We start from the raw sequence: 24,594 nt of genomic DNA on the forward strand, positions 1-24,594 counted from the left end.
CGGCACACGTGCTCAGCCACACCTGTGAAGGGAAGCCGATGACCAGCCCGCTCACCAGCGATACGTACCCCGTACCCCTCTCGGTCGCGTTCAGCGGCCCAGACAACACTGGGAAGACCAAGCAAATCGGGATCCTCGCCCGCCGCATGGGCTCCGCGGCCACCTCGGCGGGACCGCTGGACCACTACGACCCCCGCTGGGCGGCCATCAAGGCCGACGGCATGGGCCGCTGGTGGTTCGAGACCGGTCCGGTCCAGGAGGTCGCCGATGTCCTCGCCGCCTCCTATCTGGAGCGCTCCCGGCACCCGTTCTCCGCGCCGGTGCGGTTCCTGGACCGGGGGATCCCGATGCTGGAGGCATCCGTCGCCGCCACCGTCGCCGTGCGGGAGAACCTGGCCGCCCCGCAGGCCGCCGACCGCGTCCGCTTCCTCCTGGCCCCATACGAGGCTCATCTCCGTGCCGCCGAAGGCGGCGAGGGCTCCCTCCTGCTCCTGCACTGCAAGGACGTGGAGGAAGGGACCCGCCGGAGCCTGTCCCACGAGGCCACCGTCACGGACGTCTACAAGGCCTACCAGCGCCACCTCCACGAGCAGGTCGCCCGGCTCGTCAAGGACGGCCGGTTCGGCGAGACGATCCATATCGGTGACCGGCCGACCGTCACCATCCAGGACGAGGCCCGCCGGCTCCTGGCCCCTCTCCACCCCGCCATTCCCGGCCGGGCGATGCCGGGTGTGCACGTGACCGCGCTCGGTGGGATGTCGGAGAGCGGCAAGAGCACGGCCGGCGAGTACCTGCGTACGCACCACGGGCACGCCCGCCTCAAGATCGGCTACCTGATCGAGAACGCGGCCGCCCGGGCGGCCATCGCCGACCCGTACCGGCTCAGCCCGGTCGTGCAGGCCGAGCTGATCGTGGACGCCCTGGACCGCTACTGCGAAGCCCACCACTTCCTCGACTCCGTCAGCATCGAGTCACTGCACGACTTCGACTCGGCGGTCGAGCTCGCCAGGATGCTCGGCCCCCAGCTCACCATCACCTACCTGGACACCTCCCCTGCCGTCCGTACACAGCGCGGGACGGCAGGAGCCCAGGACGTCCTCGACCGCGACCTCATCAAGAGCGCACGGGGCGCCGACAAGATCCGCTCCATCGCGCAGGAGGTCGTCGGCAACGGCGGAGGCCGCCTGGAGCTGGAGCGGCGGCTGGACCGTATGGCGCTGACCCGGCAGTGGCCCGAGCATCAGCCCAGCACGATGCCGGTCAACGCCCTGGGCCTGCCCGTGCACCTGGAGTCCTACCTCTCCGAACTCCTCGACCGCCTGACCGGGCCGCACCCCCTGATCGACCTCCTGGCCGTCACGGGGAGCGGAGCCCGCGGCAAGTACCAGCACGGCTGGAGCGACCTCGACGTGTTCGTCGTCGCCGACGCCGAGTCCCTTGTGGGGATGCGTACCGTGCTGGCCGACCTGGAGGACGATCTCGGCGGGGTCAAGCTCGGCCTGACCGTGCTGACCCGCGCGGAGTGCTGGGCCGGCGCTGTCACCTCCCGGCTCCTGCACGTCCTCGCGCTCATCGGCAGCGGTGGCCTCATCCCCTTGTGGTGCGCCCGCGGCCTGGCCCTGCCTGCCCCGGACGCGGCCACCGACATCGACGCGAGCCTGCGCGACGGCATCCAGGCCGCCATCGAGATCCGCCGCCAGCTCCTGAAGGGGTCGCCCGACCTTCGCGACCTGTACAAGGTCACCGCGCTCCTGGCGAAGATCCAGCTCCGGTTCAGCGGGATCGAATGCCCCTCCGACAGTGATGCTCTGCGCCTGCTCGTCGAAGTAGGCCGGCAGGACACCAGCGTGGTCGCGGCGGCCCGCACCGAGCGGGCCGCCGCAGAGGAACTGGCCCTGGCTGTCCTGCGGGGCTGGCTGGCTACCCTGCCGGGGGAGGCAGCGTGAGCGCGGCCAGCCTTCCGAGGAGGGCGGCGGGGCTCGCCTTCCGCAAGGAGGTCGCGACCAGGGAGGCGGCCGAAGCCGAGGCCAGGGGCTGGTCCCAGCTCGTCTCCCGCTTCCAGGTGCCGACCCTGCTCGGCCGTCCGGCACTCCCGGACCGCCATCTGCTCGCGTACGAGGATGTCTTCGCCAGCGGGCGCTGCGAGTTGCTGCTCGGCGACGTGATCAGCCTGGCCGACCGGGACCCCTCTGTCCTGCCCCGTTTGGGACTGCTCATGGACGGTGTCTGCCACGACCTGCGGAGCGCGGCGGCCGATACCGGGAGGGTGGTCCCGCTTGCCGAGTGCGTGCCCGACCTCTATCTCGACCGGATCCGGCCCGGCGGCCGGCTCGACCGCTGGTACCTGCAACGGGACCTGCCGGTCGACCTCCCGCACACCGCCGCGACCCTCACCCTCCAGGAACTGGCCGGCTACACCGTCACCGCCAACGGACGACCGCTCACACTGGATGTCGCCGCCATCATCGACAGTGCCCGCCACGCCCTGGCTCCCGACCGCCGATGGCTGGCAGGACTGACTCAGGGCGACCCCACCGAGCCCAACATCGCCGACCCGCTCTGCTGGCTCGACTTCGAATTCGCCGGCCGCAACACCGCCGCCGGCGAAGCCGCCAACCTGCTCTGGTACCTCATGGCCATGGGTGGCTGGCTCGTCCCCCGCTACCAGAGCGACGTGTACGCCCGCACCCTCCGCCTGGCCCTGCCCGCCCAGACCACCCCGAGCATCGACCACCTGGAACTGCACCCCACGACCCGGCACATCGACCTCCGCTACTCCTGGAACACCGGCCCCGGCCGCCACGCAGCCATCACAGGAGCGCTGCACGGGCTCTGCGAGCAGGGCGGGATCGGCATGGCCGACCTCTGCGGCTTCCTCGCCCTGCGGATCCTCGGCGTCATCCCACCGACGCGGCTCAGCGGCCACGACCTGCTGCTCGTCCTCATCAAGCTCGCCGAGAGCCAAGACCCGACCACCGGCCTCGACACCTTCTTCACCACGGCACCGGCCCCTCACCCTGACCCCCGCGAACGGAGCCGCAATGTCCCTGCCCCTGCTTGAGGCACCCCTCCACGCCCGACCCCTCCAGGGCCGCAACGCCCTCGTCACCGGCGGAGCCACCGGCATCGGCGCCGAGATCGGACGGGCCCTCGCGGCAGCCGGAGCCACCGTCGCCGTCAACCACCTCGGCCAGGACCCCGAAGCCCACGCCCTCCTCGCCGCCTTCGAGCGCGACGGCAGCCCCGGCATCGCGGTGAACGCCGACCTGACCGACCCCACCGCCGTGCAGACCATGGCCGACCTCGTCCGCGCCGAGATTGGCCCCGTCGACATCCTCGTGAACAACGCCGGTTCCTACCCTCGCGTCCCCTGGCAGGACACCGACGAGACCGCCTGGAACTACTCCCTCGACGTGAACCTCACCGCCCACTACCGCACCTGCCACGCCCTGACCCCCGGCATGATCGAACGCCGCTGGGGCCGGATCGTGAACATCGGCAGCGTCAACGCCCGCGCCGGCCGCACCAACCTCGTCGCCTACAGCACGGCGAAGGCGGGCCTCCTGGGCCTGACCCGCTCTCTGGCCCGCGAGCTGGGCCCGCACGGGATCTGCGTGAACACGGTCCTCCCCGGCGCCATCCAGGTCGACGCCGAGACCGTCATCCCCGCCCACCACCGCGCCCGCCCGGAAGACCAGATCAACCGCCAGTGCGTCCCGCGACGCGGACGCCCCGAAGACGTCGCAGCACTGGTCGCGTTCCTCGTGGGCCCGTCCGCGTCGTTCATCACCGGGCAATCCGTCCACGTCGACGGCGGCTGGCTGCTGCACTAAGACGTCAACAAGCAAGGAGACAAAGCCGAATGATCGAACGAGTCCGAGCCGTCCTCGTCACCGCGGACGACACGATGCTGGTCATCCGCCGCACCAAGCCGGACGTTCCCGAGTACTGGGTGCTGCCCGGCGGCGGGGTCGAGGAGAGCGACGAGTCCCGGGAGGCCGCCCTCCACCGCGAGATCCACGAGGAGATCGCGGGGAAGGCCGACATCGTCCGCCTCCTCCACACCATGGAATCCGACAAGGAGCGTCAGCTCTTCTACCTCGCCCGTATCGCGACGTGGTCCTTCGAAGACCGCACCGGCCCCGAGTTCAGTGCCGAGGGCCGGGGCGAATACGCGCTGGAAGAGATCCCGCTGACCGTGGAGGGGCTCGACGGCATCGACCTCAAGCCCGAGGAGATCGTCCACGTCCTGCGGGGCGCCATCGGCGCCGGCACGCTCGGGGCTGGGGTTGTGGCCTAGCCGTACGACTATGCGGACATGCCGCCGGGGCCAACGCTGAGTTGCGTTGGCCCCGACGGCGTTGCTCAGAAGGTGTACGCGGTGAAGCGGCGAGGGCGCTCGATCATGAGGGCAAACAGCCGGTCGAACTCGGACCTTTCGTCCTTGGTCATGAGCTCGACGGCATTGCCGAGGTTCTTCGTGGTGAGTCGCTCCATGAACGGGGCGAGGAACTGCTGGAAGGCTTCCGGGGCCTCTTCCGTCGTCCGCCGGTACTCCATGTAGCGAGTGTGCTGTGCCGCGAACTCTTCGAACTCGGCGCGGGTGGCGTCCAAGGCGGTGGCCTGCTCCTCCTTGGTGAAGGGGCGGCCGTCGTAGTGGGACCAAGTTTTGGTGTCGCGCCGATATTTGAAGTTCGAGTCGCAGAGGAGGGCGACGACGGCGGGTCGGATTTCGGTTTCGGGCATGCGAGAGCTCCTCGAAGGTGTGCGGGAAGGGCGATGTATCCAGTGTCTGGAGAATCCCCGGTTTGGCTGACCGGGGATCGTCGGCTATGTTGCGCCGCGCTTTCACCGGTCAGCGGCGATCGCAGTGGTGTACGGCCTGCTCGGCCGGGGGACGGGGCAGGGGTGGCGGTTTCGGCTCAGAGTTCGGTCTCGGGGGTGCGGAGGTCCTTACGGTGCGAGTGGTGGGGATGTCTTCAATGCTCCGGAGAATTCCGGAATTCGGTAATCGCGGATCGTCGGATATAAGGCGTCCGTGATGGGCTGGATCAGCGTCGGTGAGCGCCGTCGCCGATGTCCTTGGTGGCCGTTTTCGTGGTGATTGGCGGGGTCGGGGCGCTGCGGGTGTGGGCGGTCTGGGGGCGTGCGGTTCCGGGGTCGGCGGGTAGCTGCGCGAGGTGTCGGAGCCGCCAGACGAGGACGTCGCTGACGGAGGTCGCGCTGCCCAACTCCCTGCTTCCGATTGCTTCGGTGAGCCGTTCGGCAGGCTCGTGGCCGGCGGCCTGGACGTCGGCGAGGGTGGCGGCCAGGGCCGGCCAGCCGGGCTCTGCCAGGACCTGCTCGGCCAGGTTCGGGAGCGCGTCGCGCAGCACCGACGCGAGGTGTAGCTCCAGGGGCCGGGGCATGTGACGTCCGTGCTCCTGGAGCACGGCCATGGGGTGGGCGGCAGCAGCTTGGTAGGCGGCACGGAGGTGCTGTGCGGCTTGGAGTGCGGCGACTGCTTGCTGGGCGTGGCCCTTCTTCGCGTGCCAGGCAGAGGCTGCGGTGGCCAGGAAGAACACCATGTCGATCAGCATCGCGCCCGTGGCCGCGTCTTCGCCTCGGCCGAGGGCCGGCCCTCCGCGTACGAGTTCCCGGGCGGCTTGGCGCAGGGCCTGGTCCTGGCCGCGTTCGGCGCGGATGTGGGAGCGGGCCGCCCGCTCGAAGGCCGCTGCCGCGTCGCGCAGCTGGTGTCGGGTGTGGGCTGCCGAGGTCTTGGCCAGGGCGTCGAGGACTTCTCCACCGCCGGCAATCAGCGCAGCCACGGTGGCGTCGTCGCCTTGGTCGACGAGCAGGACGGCCTGCCAGACGGCACCCGTGGCTCGGCGGCGCGCGGCGGCCGGACTGCTCGCCTGGGGTGCGGTCGCCTGGGTCGGGGCTCCGGTCCAGCGTTCGTGGAGGCGGGGAAGCGAGAGGTCGGGCGCGAGCTTGGACCCCGAGTAGTGGATGGGCGCCCCGTCCTTGTTGCGGTCCTCGGGCAGGGCGACGGTGTAGCCGAGGGTGTCGCCGGAGGGGGCGGTGCGGAGCTTGATGAGGAGGCCGGCGGTGGCGAGGCGGTCGAAGAACTCCGTCTCCGAGGCGGTGCCGGCGGCGGCGCGCCGGACCGTCTCGCGCAGTTCCTCGCGGGCGGTACGGTCCCGGCCCCGGCGCTGGGCCTTGTGCTGTTCGGCGCTGGTGGGGCGCTTGGCGGCGGTGCCGTCGCCGGGAGCCACGCGGTAGAGGTCGTAGTCGACCTCGATGCGACGGCATTCCGCCTGGGCGCGCTTCCCGGAGCGGTGGTGGTCGGGCTTGCGGCCGTCTTCGCGTACAAGGGTGGCGATGAGGTGGATGTGGTCGTCGGCATGGCGGACGGCCGCCCAGCGGCAGCCCGCGCCGTCGCCGGGGTCGATGCCGGTGGCGACGATGACCCGGCGGGCGATGTCGGCCCACTCGGTGTCGGTGAGGGTGCGGTCGCCGGGGGCGGCGCGGACGGAGGCGTGCCAGACGTGCTTGTCCGGGCGGGTGCCGGCGGGGAGCAGGTGGAGGGGTTCGTCGAGGAGCTGCTGGAGATCACCCTCGGTGGCGCCCGGATCGCGGCCGGGGTCGGGGGCGAGGCCGTCGAAGGAGGCGACCAGGTGCGGGTCGATGTGCTCTTCGCTCCGGCCGGCGCCGAAGAGGTAGGCGATCAGACTGGCGGTGTCGCCGCCCTGTTTGTGGATGGAGGGGATCAAGCGGCCTGGGTTCCTTCGGGGTTGATCATGCGGGTGGTGACCTGGCGGATGTCCTCGACGGCGCGGAGGACGGCGGCGATGGTGTCGTCGAGCCCTTCCGGGGCGACGCCCAGGTGCAGGGCTTTGGTCGTCTGGTTGAGGTTGTTGTTCGCGATGCCGAGTTGGCGGCGCAGGGCGAACAGGGTGGTGAGGACCTCCTGCTCGGTGGCGATGACGGCAGCGGTGCGGTTCAGGTCGCGGGCGGCGGCGAGTCCGCTGTGAGCGAGGAAGCCGGCGTCGCTCATGCCGACGGCATCGGCGCCGGCGGAGACGAGCGCGCGCTCGGCGGCACTGAGGCGGACGCTCAGTGCAGGGCGCCGCTTCTTGGCGCGGGTACGGGGCTTGCCCCGGCGCCTGGCAGGCTGCGGTCCGCCCTCGGCCGTAGCCTTCCCGTCCCGTGCCCCCTGGCGCGGGACGGGACCCGCCACCCCCGGGGCGGGCTCCGGTTCGGACGCACCCCCGACGGGGGAGTGTCCGAACCTCCAACTTGCTGCGCTGTTTGCTGGGGTGGGGGTCGGCTGCTGGCCGATGAGTGGGCTTCTCGTTTTCGTGCATGTGCGGGTGCTGCTCCTGTCGTGGAGGTGGTCGGACCGGCTGGCTCGGGGCCAGTCGGGTATGCCTCAGGTGGTGCTGGTTGCCTCGTCGAGCTCGGCCTGTACCTGAAGGGTGAGTTCGTCCCGGCGGTCCCGGCCGATGGGCAGTCCGTGTGCGCGTACGGCTTTCTCGATGTGGCGGCTGGAGGCGCGGCCATTGCGTCCGGTCGGGGAGTTGCGCGCGATGACGAGGAGCTCGTCGAGCGGGACGGTGGCTTTGCGACCGGCGCGCTTTTTCGGCGGGGTCCGGGATTCCGCCACTTGCTCGACGCCTTGCGCCACTGTGCTGACGGCCGCTTGTTCCGTGGGAGTGCTCTCACCGTGGCGGAGGCCGCTGGGAGTGGACGAGTGGGACTCCGGTAGGGGTGCGGTTCCGGAGTCCACCACGGGGTTGTCGCGGTTGACCACAGAGCTTGTGGCGTCGGGGAGGGAGCCCTCGGGCGGGCTGCTGGCACCCGGATCCGGCATTGCGACGAGGCCGTGCACCTGACGCATCAGGACGCCGAAGGCGAGCAGCGCAGCAGTCGGCGGGACGGCGGCGACCACGTAGTCGAGGACGGGGACCGGGGTGTCCCCGCTGCCGCTGACACCGGCCACGTTGAGCGCGATGGAACCCACCGACCCGGCAGCGGTCAGCGCGATCGCCCAGCCGTCCGGCTCCCGGCGAAGGCCGGCGTGGAGCATGAGCAGCTCGCCGATGACGATGAAGGTGTCCAGGGTCGCTGGCCAGGCCCACTGGCGGATTGGGGAGAACGCCAGCCCATGGCGTCCGGCGACCTCGGCCAGGTGCGCGTACGAGAGCCAGAACGCGGCAGCGGTCAGCACGAGGATGAATGCGCCTGCTACGACGAGGACGTACTTCCCTGCAGCCTGGGTGGTGGGGTGGGGGTGGGAGACGGGCGTGGTGTTGGTGCTCAGAAGGGTTCTCCATGTGGGTTTCTGTGGAGGCGATCACGGCGTTCACGGAGGGGGCGTACACGCGAGCCCCCTTCTAAAGGGGGGGCTCGCGCGTGAACGCTCTGGCACGTGTACGGCGTGTACGGGCGCGTGATCGTCTGACCTGCGGTTTTGTGTGAAGCGTGTACGTCGGCGAGACCGTGTGGGCGGGGGCGTGCCCCGAGGGCGCGTGTACGCCCCCGTGCACGGTTCGCAGACCCCGGCGGCAGAGCTAGGAGACGGCGCTGATGTGCCTGACGGAGGCGCGGTAGCGGGCCTGTTGGCCGCCTCCGCTGCCGCCTGCGGCGCCTTCGGCCTTGACCGCGAGTCCGGTCTTGACGAGGCGGTCCAGGGTGCGGCGGGCCTTCTCGGTGGCGGCGCGGTCGGGGTTGTTCTCGCCGCTCTGGATGAGGGCGAGTTCGCGGACGGTCAGTCCGTCGGGCCGCTTGCGGAGGATCTCGACGGGGTCCAGCGCGGGGTCGACGCTGGTGGTGCCGCGCTCGTGGTCGTGGATCACCTGGAGCGGGCCGATCTCTCCGGTGGGGGTCTTGAGGTGGTGGAGCGTGACGGCGAGGTCGCCGGCCTCTCCGCCCACGTACAGGACGCTGCCCGCGCCGGAGACGATGTGCGTGGAGCCGTACACCCGGTCCAGGGTGGGCTTCTGGGCGCGCGGTGTGCCCTCGCCGGCCTTGCGCTGGTGGTGCAGTTCCAGGACCTCGACCCCTTCGCGCATGGCCCGTTGACGGGCGTTGTTGTACGCGACGCCGAGGGCGTCGTCGACCAGGGTGCTCACCGCGTCCTTCAGGCTGTCGATCACGATCGTGTCGGCCCCGTGGGCATTGGCGAGGTCGGCCAGGAGGTCGGGCTCCTTGTCGAGGGTCGCGGGCAGCGGGCCCTGCCAGACGGCCAGCCCGTCGCGCAACCGTGTCTCGTGCTCGGGCTGGATGCGGCGGGCCAGGGCGCGGGCGATCTGCTTGTACCGGTCCAGCGCCAGGTACAGCACCCGCTTGCCCGGGGCGACCGGCATGTCCAGGACGCTGTCGGCCAGGCCCAGGCGGGCGAAGATCACCTGGTGCGCGAGGGTCGTCTTGCCGACGCCGGGAGCGCCGACGATCATCAGGCTCTCCCCAGAGGACCAGGCGGTCTGCTCGCGGGTGCCCCACAGCGGGTCGGTGTCGGCGCCGGATTCGGTGACGAAGCTCCATCCGTCGGTGATGAACCGGGACAGCCGCCCCTGTCCGGACGCCAGGGCGCGCTCGCCCTCGGCGCGGACCTCGGCCGCGACCTCGCTGCGGATCGAGTCGGGGTCGGCGCCCGGCTCCATGGTCCGCTGCACGGTGCGCATGCCGGAGGCGCGCAGGCGCCGCAGGTCCGCCTTCCTCCGTACGATCCCGGCGTAGTGGATCGCGCCGCCGACCGAAGGTGTGGCCTGCGCGAGTTGGTGGAGGTAGGACGCGCCTCCGATGCGATTCAGGTCGTCCTGCTCCCGCAGCCGGTCGGCGAGCACGATCGGGTCGGTCGGCTTGTCCTCGCTGCGCAGGGCCAGGATCGCCCGCCACACCGTCTCGTGCGCGGGGCGGTAGAAGTCCGGCCCCTCAAGGAGGTTGCGGACCGCGTCGATGATCTCGGCGCTGAACATGCAGGCGCCCAGCACCGCGGCCTCCGCGTCCGAGTCGTACGGCGGGACGGCGGTCATGTCGGTCGTGGCGAGGTGTGGCGGGTTCGGCAGGGGGTCGTCCATACTGGACAAGAAGCTCCTCTACGTGCGGGCCACATGGGACGGCAATCCCGGCCTCGCAGGTCAGTCGTTCAGGGATGGGCGGCGTGAGGTTTGCGCTTTGGGCCCCTCGGTGTTGGACCACCGGGGGGCTTTTTGCATGTCTGGGTATGGGGTCGCGGACTCCAGGGGATCGCTGCGGTCTTCTGGGGATGATCGAACTGTACCACACATTATGCGGTTGGCAGAGGTCTATGCGAACCGCAGAAGATGATGTATGGTTTTGGCATGCCGCAAAACCGTGGCCGCCACAGCGACAGAAGGGAGGGGTGATGCCGGACGACGAGAGCGACACCCCCGAGGGGGTGCTGCTCAGCGGCGAGGAGAACGCCGCCGTGCGGATCAAGCTGGAGCGGGAGAAGCGCGGTTGGAGCACCACCGCACTGTCCGACCTGCTGAACGAGTCGGGCTTCGACATGAACCCGTCCGCGGTCTGGCGCATCGAGAATCGCAAGCGCCGGATCAACCTCGACGAGGCCATCGGCTTCGCCGAGATCTTCGGCGTCCCGCTCAGCAACTTCGTCGGGCCACCGAGCCTGGCGGCGATGGGCCGCGCCATGGAGCTCATCGACAACGTGGTCGCCACCTACCGCGCCTCCGCGCGCGCCAGCTCCGAAGCCACCCAGGCGCGGGACGAACTCTCCGCTTACCTGAAGGACCATCCGGAGATCAGCACCGAGGCCGACGCGATGGTCTCCAACGCCATCGCCGCCGAGGTGATGAAGATCAACGCGGAACGGTACGGGCCGCCCGCCGGCGCGTAGCCGCCTTCGCCACCCCGCTGCCCTGGGCTCGCAAACCCCCAGCTCGCAGCCGCAGTACCGCCCATCCCATCCCTGTACGACACGCCGGCCCGGCTCTGGGGGTTGCCGCCCCTGCTCCAGCCCGCGGCCAGAAACCGGAGCACTGCTTGCGCCACCAGGCGATACCCCACACCTCCACCCAGCGCCCCCGCACCGCGAAGGAGGTGACCACCCCCGACACCTTCCTCACCGTGGAACAGGCCGCCGAACGCCTCGGCACCGGCGTCCGCTTCATCCGGCGCCTCATCCAGGAACGTCGCATCGGCTACGCCAAGTTCGGCAAGCACGTCCGCATCGCCGACAGCGTCCTGGCCGCGTACATCGACGCGAGCACCGTCCCCACCCTCCGAGACGCCCGTTCCCGCTTCGGGAGGGCGGCCTGATGGCGGCCCGCAAGCCGCAGCGGCGGCGCGAATTCGGCACCACCCGCCAGCTCCCGTCCGGCCGTTGGCAGGCGCGCTACTGGGCACCCGACGGCAGTCGGCGCACCGCCCCGGAGACCTTCGCGACGAAGACGGACGCACAGGACTGGCTCACCCTCACCAAGGCGGACATCCAGCGCAACCACTGGACCGACCCCGACGTTGGCAAGGTCAACTTTGAGGAGTACGCGCTCAAGTGGGTGGACGAGCGGGGCCTGGCCGCCACCACGGACGAGCTGTACCGCCGGCTCCTGCGCCTGCACGTACTCCCCGGTTTCGGCGACCTCGACCTGGACGAGATCACCCCGCCGGCCGTACGGACCTGGCGGGCCGAGCGGCTGGCCGCCACCGGCGCCACGACCGTCGCGAAGTCATACCGGCTGCTGAAGGCCATCATGGAGACGGCGACCGACGACGAGCTGATCCGCCGCAACCCGTGCCGCATCAGGGGCGCGGGCAGCGAACAGGCCAAGGAGCGCTCGACCGCGACCGTCGCCCAGGTCGACGCCCTCGCCGAGGCCATGGGCCCGCGCTGGCGGCTGATGGTCTACTTCTGCGCCTACGGCCCGATGCGCCCGGAGGAGCAGGCAGCCCTCCGCCGTACCTCGGTCACCCTGGACCCCCTCGCCGTACGCATCACGGAGGCGGCTCCGGAGCTGAACACCGGCCGCCGCGTCGAGGGCGACACCAAGTCGGCGGCGGGCGTCCGCACCATCCACCTGCCGGCCTTCCTCTCCATGGAGGTCAAGCGGCACCTGGACTGGTTCGCGGAGAAGGAGCCCGACGGCCTGCTGTTCGTAGGAGAGAAGGGAGCGCCGTTCCGGCGCACGTCCTTCGGCCGTAAGTGGGCCAAGGCCCGAGCGAAGGTCGGCCTCCCGAAGGACTTCCGCTTCTACGACCTGCGCCACACCGGCCACACCCTCTCCACCCAGTCCGGTGCGACCCTCAAGGACACGATGGTCCGCGCCGGCCAGTCCTCGGAGAAGGCTGCGATGATCTACCAGCACTCCGACGATGAACGTCAGCAGGAGGTCGCTGGCGGCATCGACGCGCGGGTTCGTGTGGCCAGGCAACGGGCGATCACCAAGGCACAGCTACAACGGGAAGCCTGAGCGGAGGGACCGGGGCAAGGGCCGCACGATTCGCACGTGGTGGCACGGCGGCTCACGGCCGCAGTTGGGCGATCACGTCGCGGGCGGCGTCGATGGCTCCGGTGCGGACGGCTTCGCGGTCGTCGTCGCTGCGGGCGTACGTAAGGGTGATCAGCATGTTGCTGCGGCGGAAGACGACCTGCGCGGTGATGTTCTTGCCGGGGTCCGTCGGCCCGAAGCGGAGGAAGGCCTCCTCGCCGACGCCGGGCAGGTCCTCCTGGGTGCCTTTCTCCCAGCCGAGTTCCTTGCCGCTGCGCTGTTCGCGGTAGTTCTCGCGGGCCACCTCGACCGTGAGCCGTGACGCCCGCAGGTGGACGTTGGCCCGGTATACGCCCTTCTCACGTGGGGCGGCCCAGGTGCACGTCCCCAGGTCCTCGCGCCCGCCGTAGGCGGTCGGCAGGAGCCGGTGGATGGTCTCGGGGGCGACGAGTTCGCAGTAGTACGGATTGCGGGTGAACTCGCCGGCCTGGCGCCGCTCCCACCAGCGCCACGACGTGACCGAGGCGCTGACTACGACGATCAGCAGGACCGCCGCTATGAGAGGGCGGCGGGGAAGCTTGGGGAGTGTGGTCACGGCCGCAGCATAGGTGCGGCGAACTGGCCACGGCCCCGGAATTCCGGCTGCCGCCGCGCCGCCGCGCCGATGGCCGGCACCCGCCGTGGGTGCCGGCCATCGGTATGTGCGAAACCAGGGATCAGACGTCGTCGTCGTGGGCGGCGCCGACGAGTTCCTCCAGGAGGTCCTCCATCGTGACGAAGCCGATCACCGTGCCGGTGGCCGCGGCGACGGCCGCCAGGTGGGTGCCGGCGTCGCGCATCGCGGTCATGGTGTCGTCGAGCGGGGTGTCGAGGGCCACCGTGATGACGGGGCGCATCGCGCTGCGCGGGAAGGGGGCGGCGCGGTCGCCGGCGGCCAAGGCGTCCTTGATGTGCAGGTAGCCCAGGATCACCTTGCCCTGCGGACCGATGACGGGGAGGCGGGAGTAGCCGTGGTCGGCCGCTGTCCGTTCCAGGCGTCGGGGGGTGATGTCGCAGGGGACGGTGACCACCTTGTCGAGGGGGACCATCACCTCGCCGACCGGGCGGGTGCCGAGTTCCAGGGCGTCCCGGAGGCGTTCGCTGCCCTCGGGGGCGAGGAAACCTGCGGCGCTGGAGTCCTTGACGAGGCGCGCGAGTTCCTCGTCGGTGAAGACGGACCCCACCTCGTCCTTCGGTTCCACCTTCAGCAGCCGCAGCAGGGTGTTGGCGAAGGCGTTGATGCCGAAGACGAACGGCCGCAGGGCCCTGGTGAGCGCGACCAGCGGCGGCCCGAGGAGCAGCGCGGTCGGCGCGGGGGCGGCGAGCGCGATGTTCTTGGGGATCATCTCGCCGACGAGCATGTGCAGGTAGGTGGCCAGGGTGAGCGCGATGACGAAGGCGATCGGGTGGATCAGGCCTTCCGGCACCCCGATGGCGTGGAACGGAGGCTCCAGCAGGTGCGCGATGGCCGGCTCGGCGACCGCGCCGAGCACCAGGGAGGAGACGGTGATGCCGAGCTGGGCGGTGGCCATCATCGCCGAGAGGTGCTCAAGCCCCCACAGGACGGTCTTCGCCCGCCTCTCGCCCTTGAGCGCGGCCGGTTCGATCTGACTGCGCCGCACCGAGATCAGGGCGAACTCGGCGCCGACGAAGAAGGCGTTGGTGATCAGGGTGAACGCACCGATCAGCAGCTGGATTACGGTCATCGGGCCTGCTCCTCATCGGTGGCGCTCTGCGCGGGCGCGGTGATCGACACGCGGTCGGCGCGGTGGTGGTCGATGTCGAGGACGGACAGCTCCCAGCCGTCCAGCTCCACGGTGTCGCCCTCGACGGGGATGCGTTCCAGGCGGGTGGCGATCAGCCCGGCGAGGGTCTCGTACGGGCCTTCGGGCGCGGTCAGTCCGAGTTCCTCCAGCTCGTCGACGCGGACGCTGCCGTCGGCCTCCCAGACCCTGCGGCCGTCCAGTTCGGGGCCTTCGATGAGGTCGGGTGCTTCGAAGGGGTCGTGCTCGTCGCGAACCGAGCCGACGACCTCCTCGACGATGTCCTCGACGGTGGCGACACCGGCAGTGCCGCCGTACTCGTCGATGATCACGGCCATGGTGTGGGCCTTGCGTAGCCTGCCGAGGAGGATGTCGACGGGCAGCGAGTGCGGCGCCATCAGCGCGGAGCTCATCAGGTCCGCGACGGTCGTCACCAGGCGGTCGTCCTCGTCGAGGTCGAGGACGTCGCGGATGTGGACGGTGCCGACGACATCATCGAGCGTGTCGCGGTAGACCGGGAAGCGGGACAGGCCCGTGGCCAGGGTCAGGTTGGCGGCATCGGCCGCGGTCGCGTGGAGCTCCAGGGCCTGGACCTCCACGCGCGGTGTCATGACGTTCTCGGCGGTCAGCTCGGCCAGGTGCAGGGTACGGACGAACAACTCGGCGGAGTCCGCGTCGATCGCCCCGGCGCGGGCCGAGTGCCGGGCCAGCGCCACGAGCTCCTCCGGGGTACGGGCGGAGGCCAGCTCCTCGGCGGGCTCCAGGCCGAAGCGCCGTACGAGCCGGTTCGCGGTGTTGTTCAGATGCCGGATCAGCGGACCGAAGGCGGCAGTGAAGGCGCGCTGCGGACCGGCGACGACCTTGGCCACGGCCAGCGGCCGGGAGATCGCCCAGTTCTTCGGCACCAGCTCACCGACCACCATCAGGACGACGGTGGAGATCGCGACGCCCAGCAGGGTGGCGGTGGTCGACACCGCGCCCGCCGGAAGGCCGATGGCCTGGAGCGGGCCGCGCAGCAGCGCGGACACGGACGGCTCGGCGAGCATGCCGATCACCAGCGAGGTCACGGTGATGCCCAGCTGGGCACCGGACAGCTGGAAGGTGAGGCGCTTGGCGGCCTTCAGCGCGCCCTCGGCACCCCGCTCACCGGCAGCGGCGGCACGCTCCAGCTCACTGCGCTCGACGGTGGTGAGAGAAAACTCGGCGGCGACGAACACCGCGCACGCCAGCGTCAGGACCAGCGCGAGAAGCAGCAGCAGCACTTCGGTCACCGTGCCACCCCCGCTCCCGGCTCGAACATCTGCGGGCAAGACGTGGCACGGCTCGGACTAGGAGGTTCACCCATTGCGGGTCTGCCGCTCCTTCTTTCGCTCGGCGGCACCGTCTCCGGTCCGCGGATGGTTGTGGGGGAGTGTCCCCGATCTCATCGTAAAGGGTAGGTAAAGTCCCCGGCGGGGCGGGAGGAATTTCCCCGAGGCGGCCGGTGAGGGTGAGGGCGGCTACTCGGCTACCGGCTTCGGCCACGAGAGGGATACGACATGGGTGTGAGCCTGTCCAAGGGCGGCAATGTCTCGCTGAGCAAGGAGGCACCGGGCCTGACCGCGGTACTGGTCGGTCTGGGCTGGGACGTCCGCACGACCACCGGCACCGACTACGACCTCGACGCCAGCGCCCTGCTGGTGGGGGAGTCCGGCAAGGTGCCCTCCAGCGGGCACTTCGTCTTCTACAACAACCTGAAGAGCCCCGACGGCTCCGTCGAGCACACCGGAGACAACCTCACCGGTGAGGGCGAGGGCGACGACGAGGTCGTCAAGGTCGACCTGGCCGCCGTCCCGGCGGACATCCAGAAGATCGTCTTCCCGGTCTCCATCCACGACGCGGAGACCCGCGGCCACAGCTTCGGCCAGGTCCGCAACGCCTTCATCCGCGTCGTCAATCAGGCCGGCGGCGCCGAACTCGCCCGCTACGACCTCTCCGAGGACGCGGCCACCGAGACCGCGATGATCTTCGGTGAGCTCTACCGTAACGGCGACGAGTGGAAGTTCCGCGCAGTCGGCCAGGGCTACGCCTCCGGCCTGACCGGGATCGTCGCCGACTTCGGCGTCTGACGGAGCACGCGAGCCGGGGCGGACTGGACTTCCGGTCCGCCCCGGCTCCTCGCCCTCCAGGGCACTGCCGGTCCGCTTGCTCCCCGGTCTCGTCACCTTGCTCGTAAACGGTGCGCCCGTACTTGTGCAGGTGAGTGGTGGGGCTGCGACTGCTGCGGCTGAACCGAGCGCTACGCCAACCGGCGCTTTGGGAAAGCGAATTACCGCACCGACGCCGGATTGTGGTGCGGGTCACGCGGAATGGGTCTCGCGATGCGAGACGCGCTCCCGCTCGTGTGGTGCAAGTGGTGCACGAAAGGGCCTCCGGCCAGGGCATTTAGGTGAGTTGGGGCACGCGGAGGGCACGGCAAGGCCGGATAGGTCTAGACAACGAAGAAGGCCCAGGTCGCCGACCTGGGCCTTCTTGCAAGAGCGGATGACGGGAATCGAACCCGCGCTATAAGCTTGGGAAGCTCATGTTCTACCATTAAACTACATCCGCGCAGTGATCCAGTTGCCTGGAGCGCTATCGTTTCTCACCCTACCCCATGATCTACCCCTGGTGAATTCGTCCCGGGAGTGGTGTCGCGTGCGGGGTGCACGGAGGGTCGTGGGGGCGGGAGTTGGGGCGTACCTTGTGTGTGCGGAGCGGCGGCTGGAGTGGGTCTTGTTCATCCCCTAATGTGGCGATTCATCGCAGTACGGCTGGTTGGGGAAAGGGACTCGATGGAGCACACCGTCGTCCGTTGTGCCGAAGGGCACGTATTCAGCACCGCTTCGTTCCCGCTGCAGCACCTCGGTGCCGGCCGGATCGGGCCGGGGCGGCTCCTGCGGTGTCCGCGCTGTGCGCGGCTGCGGCATGCCGTGCCCGTGGGAGCGGCGCCGAAGCGGTAGACACCGGCGCGCGGGGTTCCGCCTCGATTGGGGCGGCCCGCGCGCTCTGCGTATCCTCGGGTCCGTGCTTCTCTCTGATAAAGACATCCGGGCCGAGATCGACAGCGGACGGGTTCGCATCGACCCGTTCGACGAGTCGATGGTGCAGCCCTCCAGCATCGATGTGCGTCTCGACCGGTTCTTCCGGGTCTTCGAGAATCACCGCTACGCCCACATCGACCCCGCCACCGAGCAGAGCGATCTGACCCGGATGGTCGAGCCGGACGGTGACGAGGCGTTCATCCTCCACCCGGGCGAGTTCGTACTCGCGTCGACCTACGAGGTCATCTCGCTGCCCGACGACATCGCCTCCAGACTGGAGGGGAAGTCCAGTCTTGGCCGGCTGGGGCTGGTGACCCACTCGACCGCCGGGTTCATCGACCCGGGGTTCTCCGGGCACGTGACGCTGGAGCTGTCGAACCTCGCCACTCTGCCGATCAAGCTCTGGCCGGGTATGAAGATCGGACAGCTGTGTCTGTTCCGGCTCAGCTCGCCCGCTGAGTTCCCGTACGGGAGCGAGCGGTACGGATCGCGGTACCAGGGCCAGCGCGGCCCGACGGCCTCGCGGTCCTTCCAGAACTTCCACCGGACCCAGGTGAGGCACGAGGCATGAGCGACGGAGTGAGTGACGGAGTGAGTGGCGGAGTGCGCGAGAACCTTGATTACGAGGGATTCGGGCGGGCCGTGCGTGAGCTGGCGCAGACCATCGCCGACGACGGCTACGAGCCCGACATCATCCTGAGCATCGCCCGCGGCGGAGTGTTCGTCGCCGGCGGGCTGGCGTACGCGCTCGACTGCAAGAACATCCATCTCGTGAACGTCGAGTTCTACACCGGGGTGGGCACCACCCTGGAGATGCCGGTCATGCTGGCTCCCGTGCCCGAGGCGATCGACTTCACCGCCAAGAAGGTGCTGATCGCCGACGACGTCGCCGATACGGGGAAGACGCTCAAGCTCGTCCACGACTTCTGTCTCGGGCACGTCGCCGAGGTCCGGTCCGCCGTGATCTACGAGAAGTCCCACTCGCTCGTGAAGTGCGAGTACGTGTGGAAGAAGACCGACGAGTGGGTCAACTTCCCCTGGTCGGTCGAACCGCCCGTCGTGAAGCGTGAGGGACAGGTTCTCGACGCCTGAGATCCATCCGTCATGTGGAAGAGGGGCCCGTCGCGCGGTGCGCGGCGGGCCCCTCCGTGTTTGTGCGTGTGTGCGTGTGCGGGCGGGCGGGCGTGCGTTAGATCGTGCCCAGTTTGATGATCGACAGCAGGGCGATCAGCTGGATCGCCGACGCGCCCAGGGCCTTCGGCCACGGCAGGTCGTGCGATTTGCTGATCAGGGCGGTGAAGAGTGCGCCGGCCGCCACCCAGGTGGCCCAGCCCAGGATCTGGACGAGCATGTTGTCGCCGCCGAGGAACATGGCGAACAGCAGGCGCGGTACGTCCGTCAGGCTCATGACCAGCATCGACAGGCCCACCGTGGGCTGCCACGCCCCGTCGCCGCCCAGCTGGCGGGCCAGCGTGTGGGTGACGGCGCCGAGGATCAGGCCGCAGATGACGAAGGCCACGCCCGCCGAGAGCACGATCGGGAAGGCGTTGGGGAGGGTGGCGTTGATGACGTCGTTGCGGGTGTCGTCGAGGCCGAAGACCGCGAGCAGCCCGTAGAGGAACGTCACGATCAGCGCCGGCCCCCAGACGGCGTAGTCGCGCATCTGCAGGAAGGTCTGGCCCGGGCGCGTCACGATGCCCCGGAGCAGTTCCTTCCACGGCAGCCGCGGACCGACGGGGGCGGCGGCCTGGGCCGCGCCCGCCTGGTAGGTCCCGCCCTGGGTGTACGCGTACGGGTCCTCGCCGATGGAGAAGGCCTGGGTGTAGCCCGGAGAGTCGCTCGGACCGCCGGCTCCCTGGCCCTGGCCCGGGCCGGGGGGATGGCCGTAGCCGTATCCCTGGCCTTGGCCCTGGCCGGCGTTGCCGCCGTGCGGGTCGAAGTATTCGGGCTCGCCGTGGCCCCCGGGAGCGGCCTGCTGGGGCCACTGCTGGGGTGCGTAGGGCTGCTGGCCGTACGGCGGCGGCGCCTGGGGCGCCTGCTGCGAGCCGTACGGCTGCTGCCGCGGGGGTTGTTGCGGGGTGCGGTTGTTGTCCCGGCCGCGTCCGATCCTGAATCCAGCCACGTGATCGAAAGTACCCGCTCCCGGGCGGCCGGGTGGCCGGGCCGGGGGAAGAAGTCCCCTTTGCGGCTGAGCTGTGACATCCCCTAGGGGGTACCTGGAGGGCCTTCTCGGGGTGAGCTCGGGGTGGGTGCGGGGCGGATCCGGGGCGAGTTCCGGGTGGGTTACGTGGCTGCGCGGCAGTCTGCTGATTCCTGTTACATCTCCGACGGAATACGGACATACCGGCTCCGTAGCTTCGTAGACGTAGTCACCGCCACGAAGCACGAACGAGCACGAGAAGAGCCCCGTCATGCGAAGCCCGCACCGTCGCACCACCCTCCGTACCGCCGCCGTCGTGGCCGGTGCGGCCGCCGTCCTCGCCCTTCCGGTGGGGTCCGCCTTCGCGGATTCCGCGGCGGTGGGGGCGGGGGTAGGGGTAGGGGCAGGGGCAGGGGACCAGCAGGTCCTGCCCGGCGTCGAGCAGCCGTCCGTGGACCCGCAGGGCCCGCAGGATCCGGTGGACCCGCGGGTGCCGCAGGTGGAACCGACCGTGCCGCCCACCACTCCGCCGACCACTCCGCCCGTGACGCCTTCGGTCCGGGACTACGTCACGACCGTGAAGCTGGCCGACGGATCGGTCGCCAAGATCTACAAGTTCGGCGACGGTCACTTCGAGGCCGACATCTTCGCCGGCGGCACCAAGCTGGACACCCTGGTCAGCAAGGACGGCAAGCCCGCCTACGGGCAGAACAACGGGCTGCACGTGGCCCTCCAGCCGAACGGCACCGTCACCTCGTGGGTCGAGGGCGCGACCAAGCCGGTCGAGAAGCCGAAGCCGGTGGAGAAGCCGAAGCCGGTGGAGGAGAACTCCGTTCAGGTCGCCATGCCCGACGGGCGCAACGCGCGGCTGATCGACGGCCCGAACGGCAAGCGCGTCGAGCTCTCGATGCCGAACGGGAACCTCCTCGGCACGATCGACCTGAAGCACCCGACCGCGACGAACGACGGCTGGACGTACAAGCTCGTCCAGGACGGCAAGCGCGTGAAGTTCGTCGTCATCGACGGCAAGAGCGGTGGGAACAGCTGGGTCTACGAGTTCGGCAGCGGCAAGCTGATCGAGACCTACAAGGTCGCCAAGGACGTCAAGGGCGGGGCGAAGGACGCCAAGTCCGTCAAGCCGGTCAAGCCCGTCGGCAAGGTCGAGAAGAAGGCCGTCGAGCGGGTCGTGCCCAAGGGCGGAGTGAAGGCGGGCGCCGAAGGCATGGTCCCGGTGGCGGCGGAGGCCGACGCGTCGCAGACCCCGCTGCTGCTGGCCGCCGGCGGGGGCATGGCCGCGGTGGGTGCGGCCGGGCTGGGCTTCGCGATGCTGCGTCGCAGCCGGAGCGAGCGGTCCTGACCCCGCCGTCCGCGTTCCGCCGGGGTGGGGAGCTTTCCCCCACCCCGCCCCTTCCCGAAACCGGGGCTGCGCCCCGGACCCCGGCCCCGTAACCCGGAACGGCCCGCCCCCACAGGGGACGGGCCGTTCCGGCGTACGTGTTCCGTGCCGCGCGGGCTACTTCGCCTCGGCGTCGGTCTCCGGCTCCGCCGGGGTCTCCGCCTTCGGCTCGGGCGTCTCGGCCTCGGCCTTGGCCTCCGCCGCCGGCTGGGCCTCCGGCTCCGGCTTCGCCTCGGCCTCCGCCTTCGGCGCGGGCGCCTTGGCCTCAGCGACCGGCTCGGGCTTCGCCGCCTCGACCACCGGCTTCGCCTCGACCACCGGCTTCGCCTCGACCACCGGCTCCGGCTTGGCCTCAGCCACCGGCTTGGCCTCAGCCACCGGCTTGGCCTCAGCCACCGGCTTGGCCTCAGCCACCGGCTTGGCCTCAGCCACCGGCTTGGCCTCAGCCACCGGCTTGGCCTCAGCCACCGGCTTGGCCTCAGCCACCGGCTTCGCCTCAGCCACCGGCTTCGCCTCAACCACCGGCTCCGCCACCGCCTCCGGCTCCGGCTCCTCCACCGGCTCCGGTGTCTTCACCGAGTCCAGCAGCAGCTGCGCCACGTCCACCACCGTGACGTGTTCCTTCGCCTGGCCGTCGTTCTTCTTGCCGTTGATCGAGTCGGTGAGCATGACGAGGCAGAAGGGGCAGGCGGTGGAGACGATGTCCGGGTTCAGGGACAGGGCCTCCTCGACGCGCTCGTTGTTGATGCGCTTGCCGATCCGCTCCTCCATCCACATCCGCGCGCCACCCGCGCCACAGCAGAAGCCCCGCTCCTTGTGGCGGTGCATCTCCTGCTGGCGCAGGCCCGGCACGGCCGACATGATCTCGCGCGGCGGCGTGTAGACCTTGTTGTGGCGGCCCAGGTAGCACGGGTCGTGGTACGTGATCAGCCCGTCGACCGGGGTCACCGGCGTGAGGCGGCCCTCGTCGATCAGGTGCTGCAGCAGCTGCGTGTGGTGGATGACCTCGTACTCGCCGCCCAGCTGCGGGTACTCGTTCGCGATGGTGTTGAAGCAGTGCGGGCAGGTGGAGACGATCCGCTTCGCCGACTTCGGCTTCTTGGTCGACTCGTCCTCGTCGTCCTCGCCGAACGCCATGTTCAGCATCGCGACGTTCTCCTGCGCGAGCTGCTGGAAGAGCGGCTCGTTGCCCAGGCGGCGCGGGGAGTCGCCCGTGCACTTCTCGTCGCCGCCCATGATCGCGAACTTGACGCCCGCGATGTTCAGCAGCTCGGCGAAGGCCTTCGTGGTCTTCTTCGCCCGGTCCTCGAGGGCGCCGGCGCAGCCGACCCAGTAGAGGTAGTCGAACTCGGAGAGGTCCTCCGCGTCCTTGCCGATGATCGGGACCTCGAAGTCCACCTCCTTGGTCCACTCGACGCGCTGCTTCTTCGCGAGGCCCCAGGGGTTGCCCTTCTTCTCCAGGTTCTTGAGCATCGTGCCCGCCTCGGAGGGGAAGGCCGACTCGATCATCACCTGGTAGCGCCGCATGTCGACGATGTGGTCGATGTGCTCGATGTCCACCGGGCACTGCTCGACGCACGCGCCGCAGCTCGTGCAGGACCACAGCACGTCGGGGTCGATGACCCCGTTCTCCTCGGCGGTGCCGATCAGCGGGCGCTCCGCCTCGGCCAGAGCCGCCGCCGGGACGTTGGCGAGCTGCTCCGGCGTCGCCTTCTCGTTGCCCTCCATGTCCTTGCCGCCGCCGGCCAGCAGGTACGGGGCCTTGGCGTGCGCGTGGTCGCGCAGCGACATGATCAGGAGCTTGGGGGAGAGGGGCTTGCCCGTGTTCCAGGCCGGGCACTGCGACTGGCAGCGGCCGCACTCCGTACACGTGGAGAAGTCGAGGATGCCCTTCCACGAGAACTGCTCGACCTGCGAGACGCCGAAGACGTCGTCCTCGCCCGGGTCTTCGAAGTCGATGACCTTGCCACCGCTGGTCATGGGCTGGAGCGCGCCCAGTGCGACCGCGCCGTCGGCGTTGCGCTTGAACCAGATGTTCGGGAAGCCGAGGAAGCGGTGCCAGGCGACACCCATGTTGGTGTTCAGCGAGACCACGATCATCCAGATCAGCGAGGTGCCGATCTTGATCATCGCGGTGAAGTAGATGGCGTTCTGCAGCGCGCCGAGCGACATGCCCTTGAAGGCCAGCACCAGCGGGTACGAGACGAAGTACGCCGGCTCGTACGAGTCCACGTGGTGGATCGCGCCTTCGAGGCCGCGCAGGCACAGGATCGCGAGGCCGATGGTCAGGATGATGTACTCGACGAAGTACGCCTGCCAGGCCTTCGAGCCCGCGAAGCGCGACTTGCGGCCGGCCCGCGAGGGCAGCGACGCGAGGCGGATCCCCATCAGGACGAGGATGCCGACCACGGTCATCAGGCCGATGAACTCGATGTAGAGCTCGAACGGCAGGAAGCCGCCGATGATCGGCAGCACCCAGTCGGCCCGGAAGAGCTGGCCGTACGCCTGCACCAGCGTCGGCGGCAGCGTCAGGAAGCCGATCGCGACGAACCAGTGCGCGAAGCCGACGAGGCCCCAGCGGTTCATCCGGCTGTGGCCGAGGAACTCCCGGGCAAGGGTGATCGTTCGGGATTTCGGGTCGTCCGTACGGCTGCCTGCCGGTACGGGCTGTCCGAGCTTCACGAAGCGGTAGATCTGCGCCACGGCTCGGGCGAGCAGCGCGACGCCGACCACGGTCAGGACCAGCGACACGATGATCGCGGCGAGTTGCATGGGAGGGCTCCTCGGGCGGCACTTACTAAGCGGTAACTTATCCAGTCAAGGCTTGAGGTTACCCAGTCCCGACGCCGCAATGTAGCCGAGCGCGCGGTGATCTGCGTCGCTCGCCCCCGCGGTGAGCGGGCCGCGTCCGCGCCGCGTCCCCGTCCGGCCGCCGCACGGCCCCGCCTCAGAGCCGTCCGTGCCGCCAGGCCGCCCGCGGGGTCTGCGCGAGGATCGCCAGGTCCATTCCAAGCCAGTGGTTCTCCACATAGTGCCGGTCCAGCAGGTCCATCTCCTCCCACGGCAGGTCCGAACGTGCGCTCACCTGCCACAGCCCGGTCATCCCGGGCCGTACGAGGAGCCGCTCGGGCCGGTCCGACGCGCTGTGTCCGGGGCGCGGCCCGACCAGCGACATCTCGCCCCGCACCACGTTGAGCAGCTGCGGCAGCCGGTCCAGCGAGCACCGCTCCAGCGCCGCCCCGGCCCGCCCCTTGCCCACCCGCAGCCGCCACGCCCGGTAGGGCCGCCCGGCCAGGCCCGCAGCCGGCTCGCTCACGAGGACGCCCGCGCCCTGGGTCGCGTACAGCAGGGCGGCGATCAGCAGCAGCGGTACGAGGAGCACCCCGATCAGGAGCACCGCTCCGGCGAGGTCGAGCACCCGCTTGGCCGATGGCCTGGCCGGCCATGGCCCTGGCCGGGCGGGGAGGCGTAGCAGCAGAGGCATGTCTGCACCGTGCCGCAAGCCTCCGGCGGCGGTGGGGTGCCGCGCGGCCGTGGTGCCCCGTTCGGGTGCGGCTCCGCCGCAGGGGCTCCGCCCCGGACCCCGCGCCTCAAACGCCGGCGGGGCTGGATTTTGCCTGCGGCGGCCTGTCGGCGCGGCGAGGTGCGGCCCGGACGTCGCGTGCACGGAACTCCGAGTGCGTGGAGCGCCGCATGATTGCGCGTAAGGGTGGCCTAAAGATTGAGTCCCCTCGACTCACCT

At 70.1% G+C, this 24,594-nt stretch carries 22 protein-coding genes and 1 tRNA gene; 11 read left to right on the top strand and 12 right to left on the bottom strand.

Going from position 1 to position 24,594, the window contains the following annotated elements; genetic code table 11:
• Positions 1 to 38: 38 nt before the first annotated feature.
• The 4 genes from ACODT5_RS39210 to ACODT5_RS39225 are packed head-to-tail and all read left to right on the top strand — an operon-like array spanning position 39 to position 4,300.
• Positions 39 to 1,946 (top strand): nucleotidyltransferase domain-containing protein, encoded by a 1,908-nt coding sequence (locus tag ACODT5_RS39210; RefSeq protein WP_422523774.1) that lies wholly within the window; start codon positions 39 to 41, stop codon positions 1,944 to 1,946.
• Positions 1,943 to 3,061: a hypothetical protein gene (locus tag ACODT5_RS39215; RefSeq protein ID WP_422523775.1), complete on the top strand. Its 1,119-nt coding sequence runs from the start codon at positions 1,943 to 1,945 to the stop codon at positions 3,059 to 3,061. Before ACODT5_RS39210 ends, ACODT5_RS39215 begins: the two co-directional genes overlap by 4 nt.
• The gene (locus ACODT5_RS39220) at positions 3,042 to 3,833 is read left to right on the top strand and encodes an SDR family NAD(P)-dependent oxidoreductase (RefSeq protein WP_422523776.1); all 792 of its coding nucleotides are present in this window, start codon (positions 3,042 to 3,044) and stop codon (positions 3,831 to 3,833) included. The genes ACODT5_RS39215 and ACODT5_RS39220 overlap by 20 nt, the downstream gene beginning before the upstream one ends.
• Positions 3,834 to 3,862: 29 nt before the next feature.
• Positions 3,863 to 4,300 carry an NUDIX hydrolase gene (locus ACODT5_RS39225; RefSeq protein WP_422523777.1) on the top strand — a complete coding sequence of 146 codons (438 nt, stop codon included), beginning with the start codon at positions 3,863 to 3,865 and terminating at the stop codon, positions 4,298 to 4,300.
• Between the two features lie 65 nt (positions 4,301 to 4,365).
• On the opposite strand, the gene ACODT5_RS39230 is transcribed toward ACODT5_RS39225, so the two are convergent.
• The 5 genes from ACODT5_RS39230 to ACODT5_RS39250 all read right to left on the bottom strand — a co-directional run bounded on the left by ACODT5_RS39230 (position 4,366) and on the right by ACODT5_RS39250 (position 10,061).
• A complete protein-coding gene (locus tag ACODT5_RS39230) occupies positions 4,366 to 4,746 on the bottom strand; it encodes a hypothetical protein (protein ID WP_422523778.1) in 381 nt (126 codons plus the stop codon).
• 305 nt (positions 4,747 to 5,051) lie between these two features.
• Positions 5,052 to 6,752: a relaxase/mobilization nuclease domain-containing protein gene (locus tag ACODT5_RS39235; protein ID WP_422523779.1), complete on the bottom strand. Its 1,701-nt coding sequence runs from the start codon at positions 6,750 to 6,752 to the stop codon at positions 5,052 to 5,054.
• Positions 6,749 to 7,219 carry a plasmid mobilization protein gene (locus ACODT5_RS39240; protein ID WP_422523780.1) on the bottom strand — a complete coding sequence of 157 codons (471 nt, stop codon included), beginning with the start codon at positions 7,217 to 7,219 and terminating at the stop codon, positions 6,749 to 6,751. The genes ACODT5_RS39235 and ACODT5_RS39240 overlap by 4 nt, the downstream gene beginning before the upstream one ends.
• A gap of 192 nt (positions 7,220 to 7,411) precedes the next feature.
• Positions 7,412 to 8,215: a DUF2637 domain-containing protein gene (locus tag ACODT5_RS39245; protein ID WP_422525165.1), complete on the bottom strand. Its 804-nt coding sequence runs from the start codon at positions 8,213 to 8,215 to the stop codon at positions 7,412 to 7,414.
• A gap of 337 nt (positions 8,216 to 8,552) precedes the next feature.
• Positions 8,553 to 10,061 carry a DnaB-like helicase N-terminal domain-containing protein gene (locus tag ACODT5_RS39250; protein WP_422525166.1) on the bottom strand — a complete coding sequence of 503 codons (1,509 nt, stop codon included), beginning with the start codon at positions 10,059 to 10,061 and terminating at the stop codon, positions 8,553 to 8,555.
• A gap of 308 nt (positions 10,062 to 10,369) precedes the next feature.
• Here ACODT5_RS39250 and ACODT5_RS39255 point away from each other — a divergent pair, with 308 nt between their 5' ends.
• The 3 genes from ACODT5_RS39255 to ACODT5_RS39265 all read left to right on the top strand — a co-directional run bounded on the left by ACODT5_RS39255 (position 10,370) and on the right by ACODT5_RS39265 (position 12,434).
• Entirely contained in the window at positions 10,370 to 10,861 is a 492-nt protein-coding gene (locus ACODT5_RS39255) for a helix-turn-helix domain-containing protein (protein WP_422523781.1), read from the top strand.
• A 146-nt stretch (positions 10,862 to 11,007) separates the two neighbouring features.
• Positions 11,008 to 11,283 (top strand): excisionase family DNA-binding protein, encoded by a 276-nt coding sequence (locus ACODT5_RS39260; RefSeq protein WP_422523782.1) that lies wholly within the window; start codon positions 11,008 to 11,010, stop codon positions 11,281 to 11,283.
• Positions 11,283 to 12,434: a tyrosine-type recombinase/integrase gene (locus ACODT5_RS39265; protein WP_422523783.1), complete on the top strand. Its 1,152-nt coding sequence runs from the start codon at positions 11,283 to 11,285 to the stop codon at positions 12,432 to 12,434. Before ACODT5_RS39260 ends, ACODT5_RS39265 begins: the two co-directional genes overlap by 1 nt.
• 52 nt (positions 12,435 to 12,486) lie before the next feature.
• Here the strand turns inward: ACODT5_RS39265 and ACODT5_RS39270 are convergent, their stop codons facing one another.
• From ACODT5_RS39270 to ACODT5_RS39280, 3 genes are all read right to left on the bottom strand, one after another.
• Positions 12,487 to 13,047: a hypothetical protein gene (locus ACODT5_RS39270; RefSeq protein WP_422523784.1), complete on the bottom strand. Its 561-nt coding sequence runs from the start codon at positions 13,045 to 13,047 to the stop codon at positions 12,487 to 12,489.
• 121 nt (positions 13,048 to 13,168) lie between these two features.
• Positions 13,169 to 14,197, bottom strand: coding sequence for a hemolysin family protein (locus tag ACODT5_RS39275; RefSeq protein WP_422523785.1), 1,029 nt, complete (start codon positions 14,195 to 14,197; stop codon positions 13,169 to 13,171).
• On the bottom strand, positions 14,194 to 15,525 hold the full coding sequence (locus ACODT5_RS39280) for a hemolysin family protein (RefSeq protein ID WP_422523786.1): 1,332 nt from the start codon (positions 15,523 to 15,525) through the stop codon (positions 14,194 to 14,196). The genes ACODT5_RS39275 and ACODT5_RS39280 overlap by 4 nt, the downstream gene beginning before the upstream one ends.
• 267 nt (positions 15,526 to 15,792) lie before the next feature.
• On the opposite strand from ACODT5_RS39280, the gene ACODT5_RS39285 reads away from it, so the two are divergent.
• Complete coding sequence (locus tag ACODT5_RS39285; protein WP_243339717.1) at positions 15,793 to 16,362, top strand: TerD family protein; 570 nt, start codon at positions 15,793 to 15,795, stop codon at positions 16,360 to 16,362.
• Between the two features lie 410 nt (positions 16,363 to 16,772).
• Here the strand turns inward: ACODT5_RS39285 and ACODT5_RS39290 are convergent.
• Positions 16,773 to 16,843: transfer RNA gene (locus ACODT5_RS39290), tRNA-Gly, on the bottom strand.
• A gap of 456 nt (positions 16,844 to 17,299) precedes the next feature.
• Here ACODT5_RS39290 and dcd point away from each other — a divergent pair.
• Both dcd and ACODT5_RS39300 read left to right on the top strand, forming a co-directional pair.
• On the top strand, positions 17,300 to 17,887 hold the full coding sequence (dcd, locus tag ACODT5_RS39295; protein WP_053675430.1) for a dCTP deaminase: 588 nt from the start codon (positions 17,300 to 17,302) through the stop codon (positions 17,885 to 17,887).
• Positions 17,884 to 18,408, top strand: coding sequence for a phosphoribosyltransferase (locus ACODT5_RS39300; RefSeq protein WP_422523787.1), 525 nt, complete (start codon positions 17,884 to 17,886; stop codon positions 18,406 to 18,408). The genes dcd and ACODT5_RS39300 overlap by 4 nt, the downstream gene beginning before the upstream one ends.
• Before the next feature lie 97 nt (positions 18,409 to 18,505).
• Here ACODT5_RS39300 and ACODT5_RS39305 read toward each other — a convergent pair whose 3' ends face one another.
• Positions 18,506 to 19,438 carry a Yip1 family protein gene (locus tag ACODT5_RS39305; protein WP_422523788.1) on the bottom strand — a complete coding sequence of 311 codons (933 nt, stop codon included), beginning with the start codon at positions 19,436 to 19,438 and terminating at the stop codon, positions 18,506 to 18,508.
• A gap of 289 nt (positions 19,439 to 19,727) precedes the next feature.
• On the opposite strand from ACODT5_RS39305, the gene ACODT5_RS39310 reads away from it, so the two are divergent.
• The gene (locus ACODT5_RS39310; protein ID WP_422523789.1) at positions 19,728 to 20,813 is read left to right on the top strand and encodes a hypothetical protein; all 1,086 of its coding nucleotides are present in this window, start codon (positions 19,728 to 19,730) and stop codon (positions 20,811 to 20,813) included.
• Between the two features lie 156 nt (positions 20,814 to 20,969).
• Here the strand turns inward: ACODT5_RS39310 and ACODT5_RS39315 are convergent, their stop codons facing one another.
• Positions 20,970 to 23,624 carry a 4Fe-4S dicluster domain-containing protein gene (locus ACODT5_RS39315; RefSeq protein ID WP_422523790.1) on the bottom strand — a complete coding sequence of 885 codons (2,655 nt, stop codon included), beginning with the start codon at positions 23,622 to 23,624 and terminating at the stop codon, positions 20,970 to 20,972.
• A gap of 175 nt (positions 23,625 to 23,799) precedes the next feature.
• Positions 23,800 to 24,336 carry a sugar transferase gene (locus tag ACODT5_RS39320; RefSeq protein WP_422523791.1) on the bottom strand — a complete coding sequence of 179 codons (537 nt, stop codon included), beginning with the start codon at positions 24,334 to 24,336 and terminating at the stop codon, positions 23,800 to 23,802.
• Positions 24,337 to 24,594 lie beyond the last annotated feature (258 nt).

The sequence above is a fragment of the Streptomyces tatrensis genome, from assembly GCF_049310065.1.
Classification (GTDB): domain Bacteria; phylum Actinomycetota; class Actinomycetes; order Streptomycetales; family Streptomycetaceae; genus Streptomyces.

Coding starts and splice junctions, on each gene's coding strand:
- ACODT5_RS39210 (WP_422523774.1), top strand. CDS start 39: ATGACCAGCCCGCTCACCAGCGATACGTACCCCGTACCCCTCTCGGTC.
- ACODT5_RS39220 (WP_422523776.1), top strand. CDS start 3,042: ATGTCCCTGCCCCTGCTTGAGGCACCCCTCCACGCCCGACCCCTCCAG.
- ACODT5_RS39225 (WP_422523777.1), top strand. CDS start 3,863: ATGATCGAACGAGTCCGAGCCGTCCTCGTCACCGCGGACGACACGATG.
- ACODT5_RS39230 (WP_422523778.1), bottom strand. CDS start 4,746: ATGCCCGAAACCGAAATCCGACCCGCCGTCGTCGCCCTCCTCTGCGAC.
- ACODT5_RS39250 (WP_422525166.1), bottom strand. CDS start 10,061: ATGGACGACCCCCTGCCGAACCCGCCACACCTCGCCACGACCGACATG.
- ACODT5_RS39255 (WP_422523781.1), top strand. CDS start 10,370: ATGCCGGACGACGAGAGCGACACCCCCGAGGGGGTGCTGCTCAGCGGC.
- ACODT5_RS39265 (WP_422523783.1), top strand. CDS start 11,283: ATGGCGGCCCGCAAGCCGCAGCGGCGGCGCGAATTCGGCACCACCCGC.
- ACODT5_RS39275 (WP_422523785.1), bottom strand. CDS start 14,197: ATGACCGTAATCCAGCTGCTGATCGGTGCGTTCACCCTGATCACCAAC.
- ACODT5_RS39285 (WP_243339717.1), top strand. CDS start 15,793: ATGGGTGTGAGCCTGTCCAAGGGCGGCAATGTCTCGCTGAGCAAGGAG.
- ACODT5_RS39300 (WP_422523787.1), top strand. CDS start 17,884: ATGAGCGACGGAGTGAGTGACGGAGTGAGTGGCGGAGTGCGCGAGAAC.
- ACODT5_RS39310 (WP_422523789.1), top strand. CDS start 19,728: ATGCGAAGCCCGCACCGTCGCACCACCCTCCGTACCGCCGCCGTCGTG.
- ACODT5_RS39315 (WP_422523790.1), bottom strand. CDS start 23,624: ATGCAACTCGCCGCGATCATCGTGTCGCTGGTCCTGACCGTGGTCGGC.
- ACODT5_RS39320 (WP_422523791.1), bottom strand. CDS start 24,336: ATGCCTCTGCTGCTACGCCTCCCCGCCCGGCCAGGGCCATGGCCGGCC.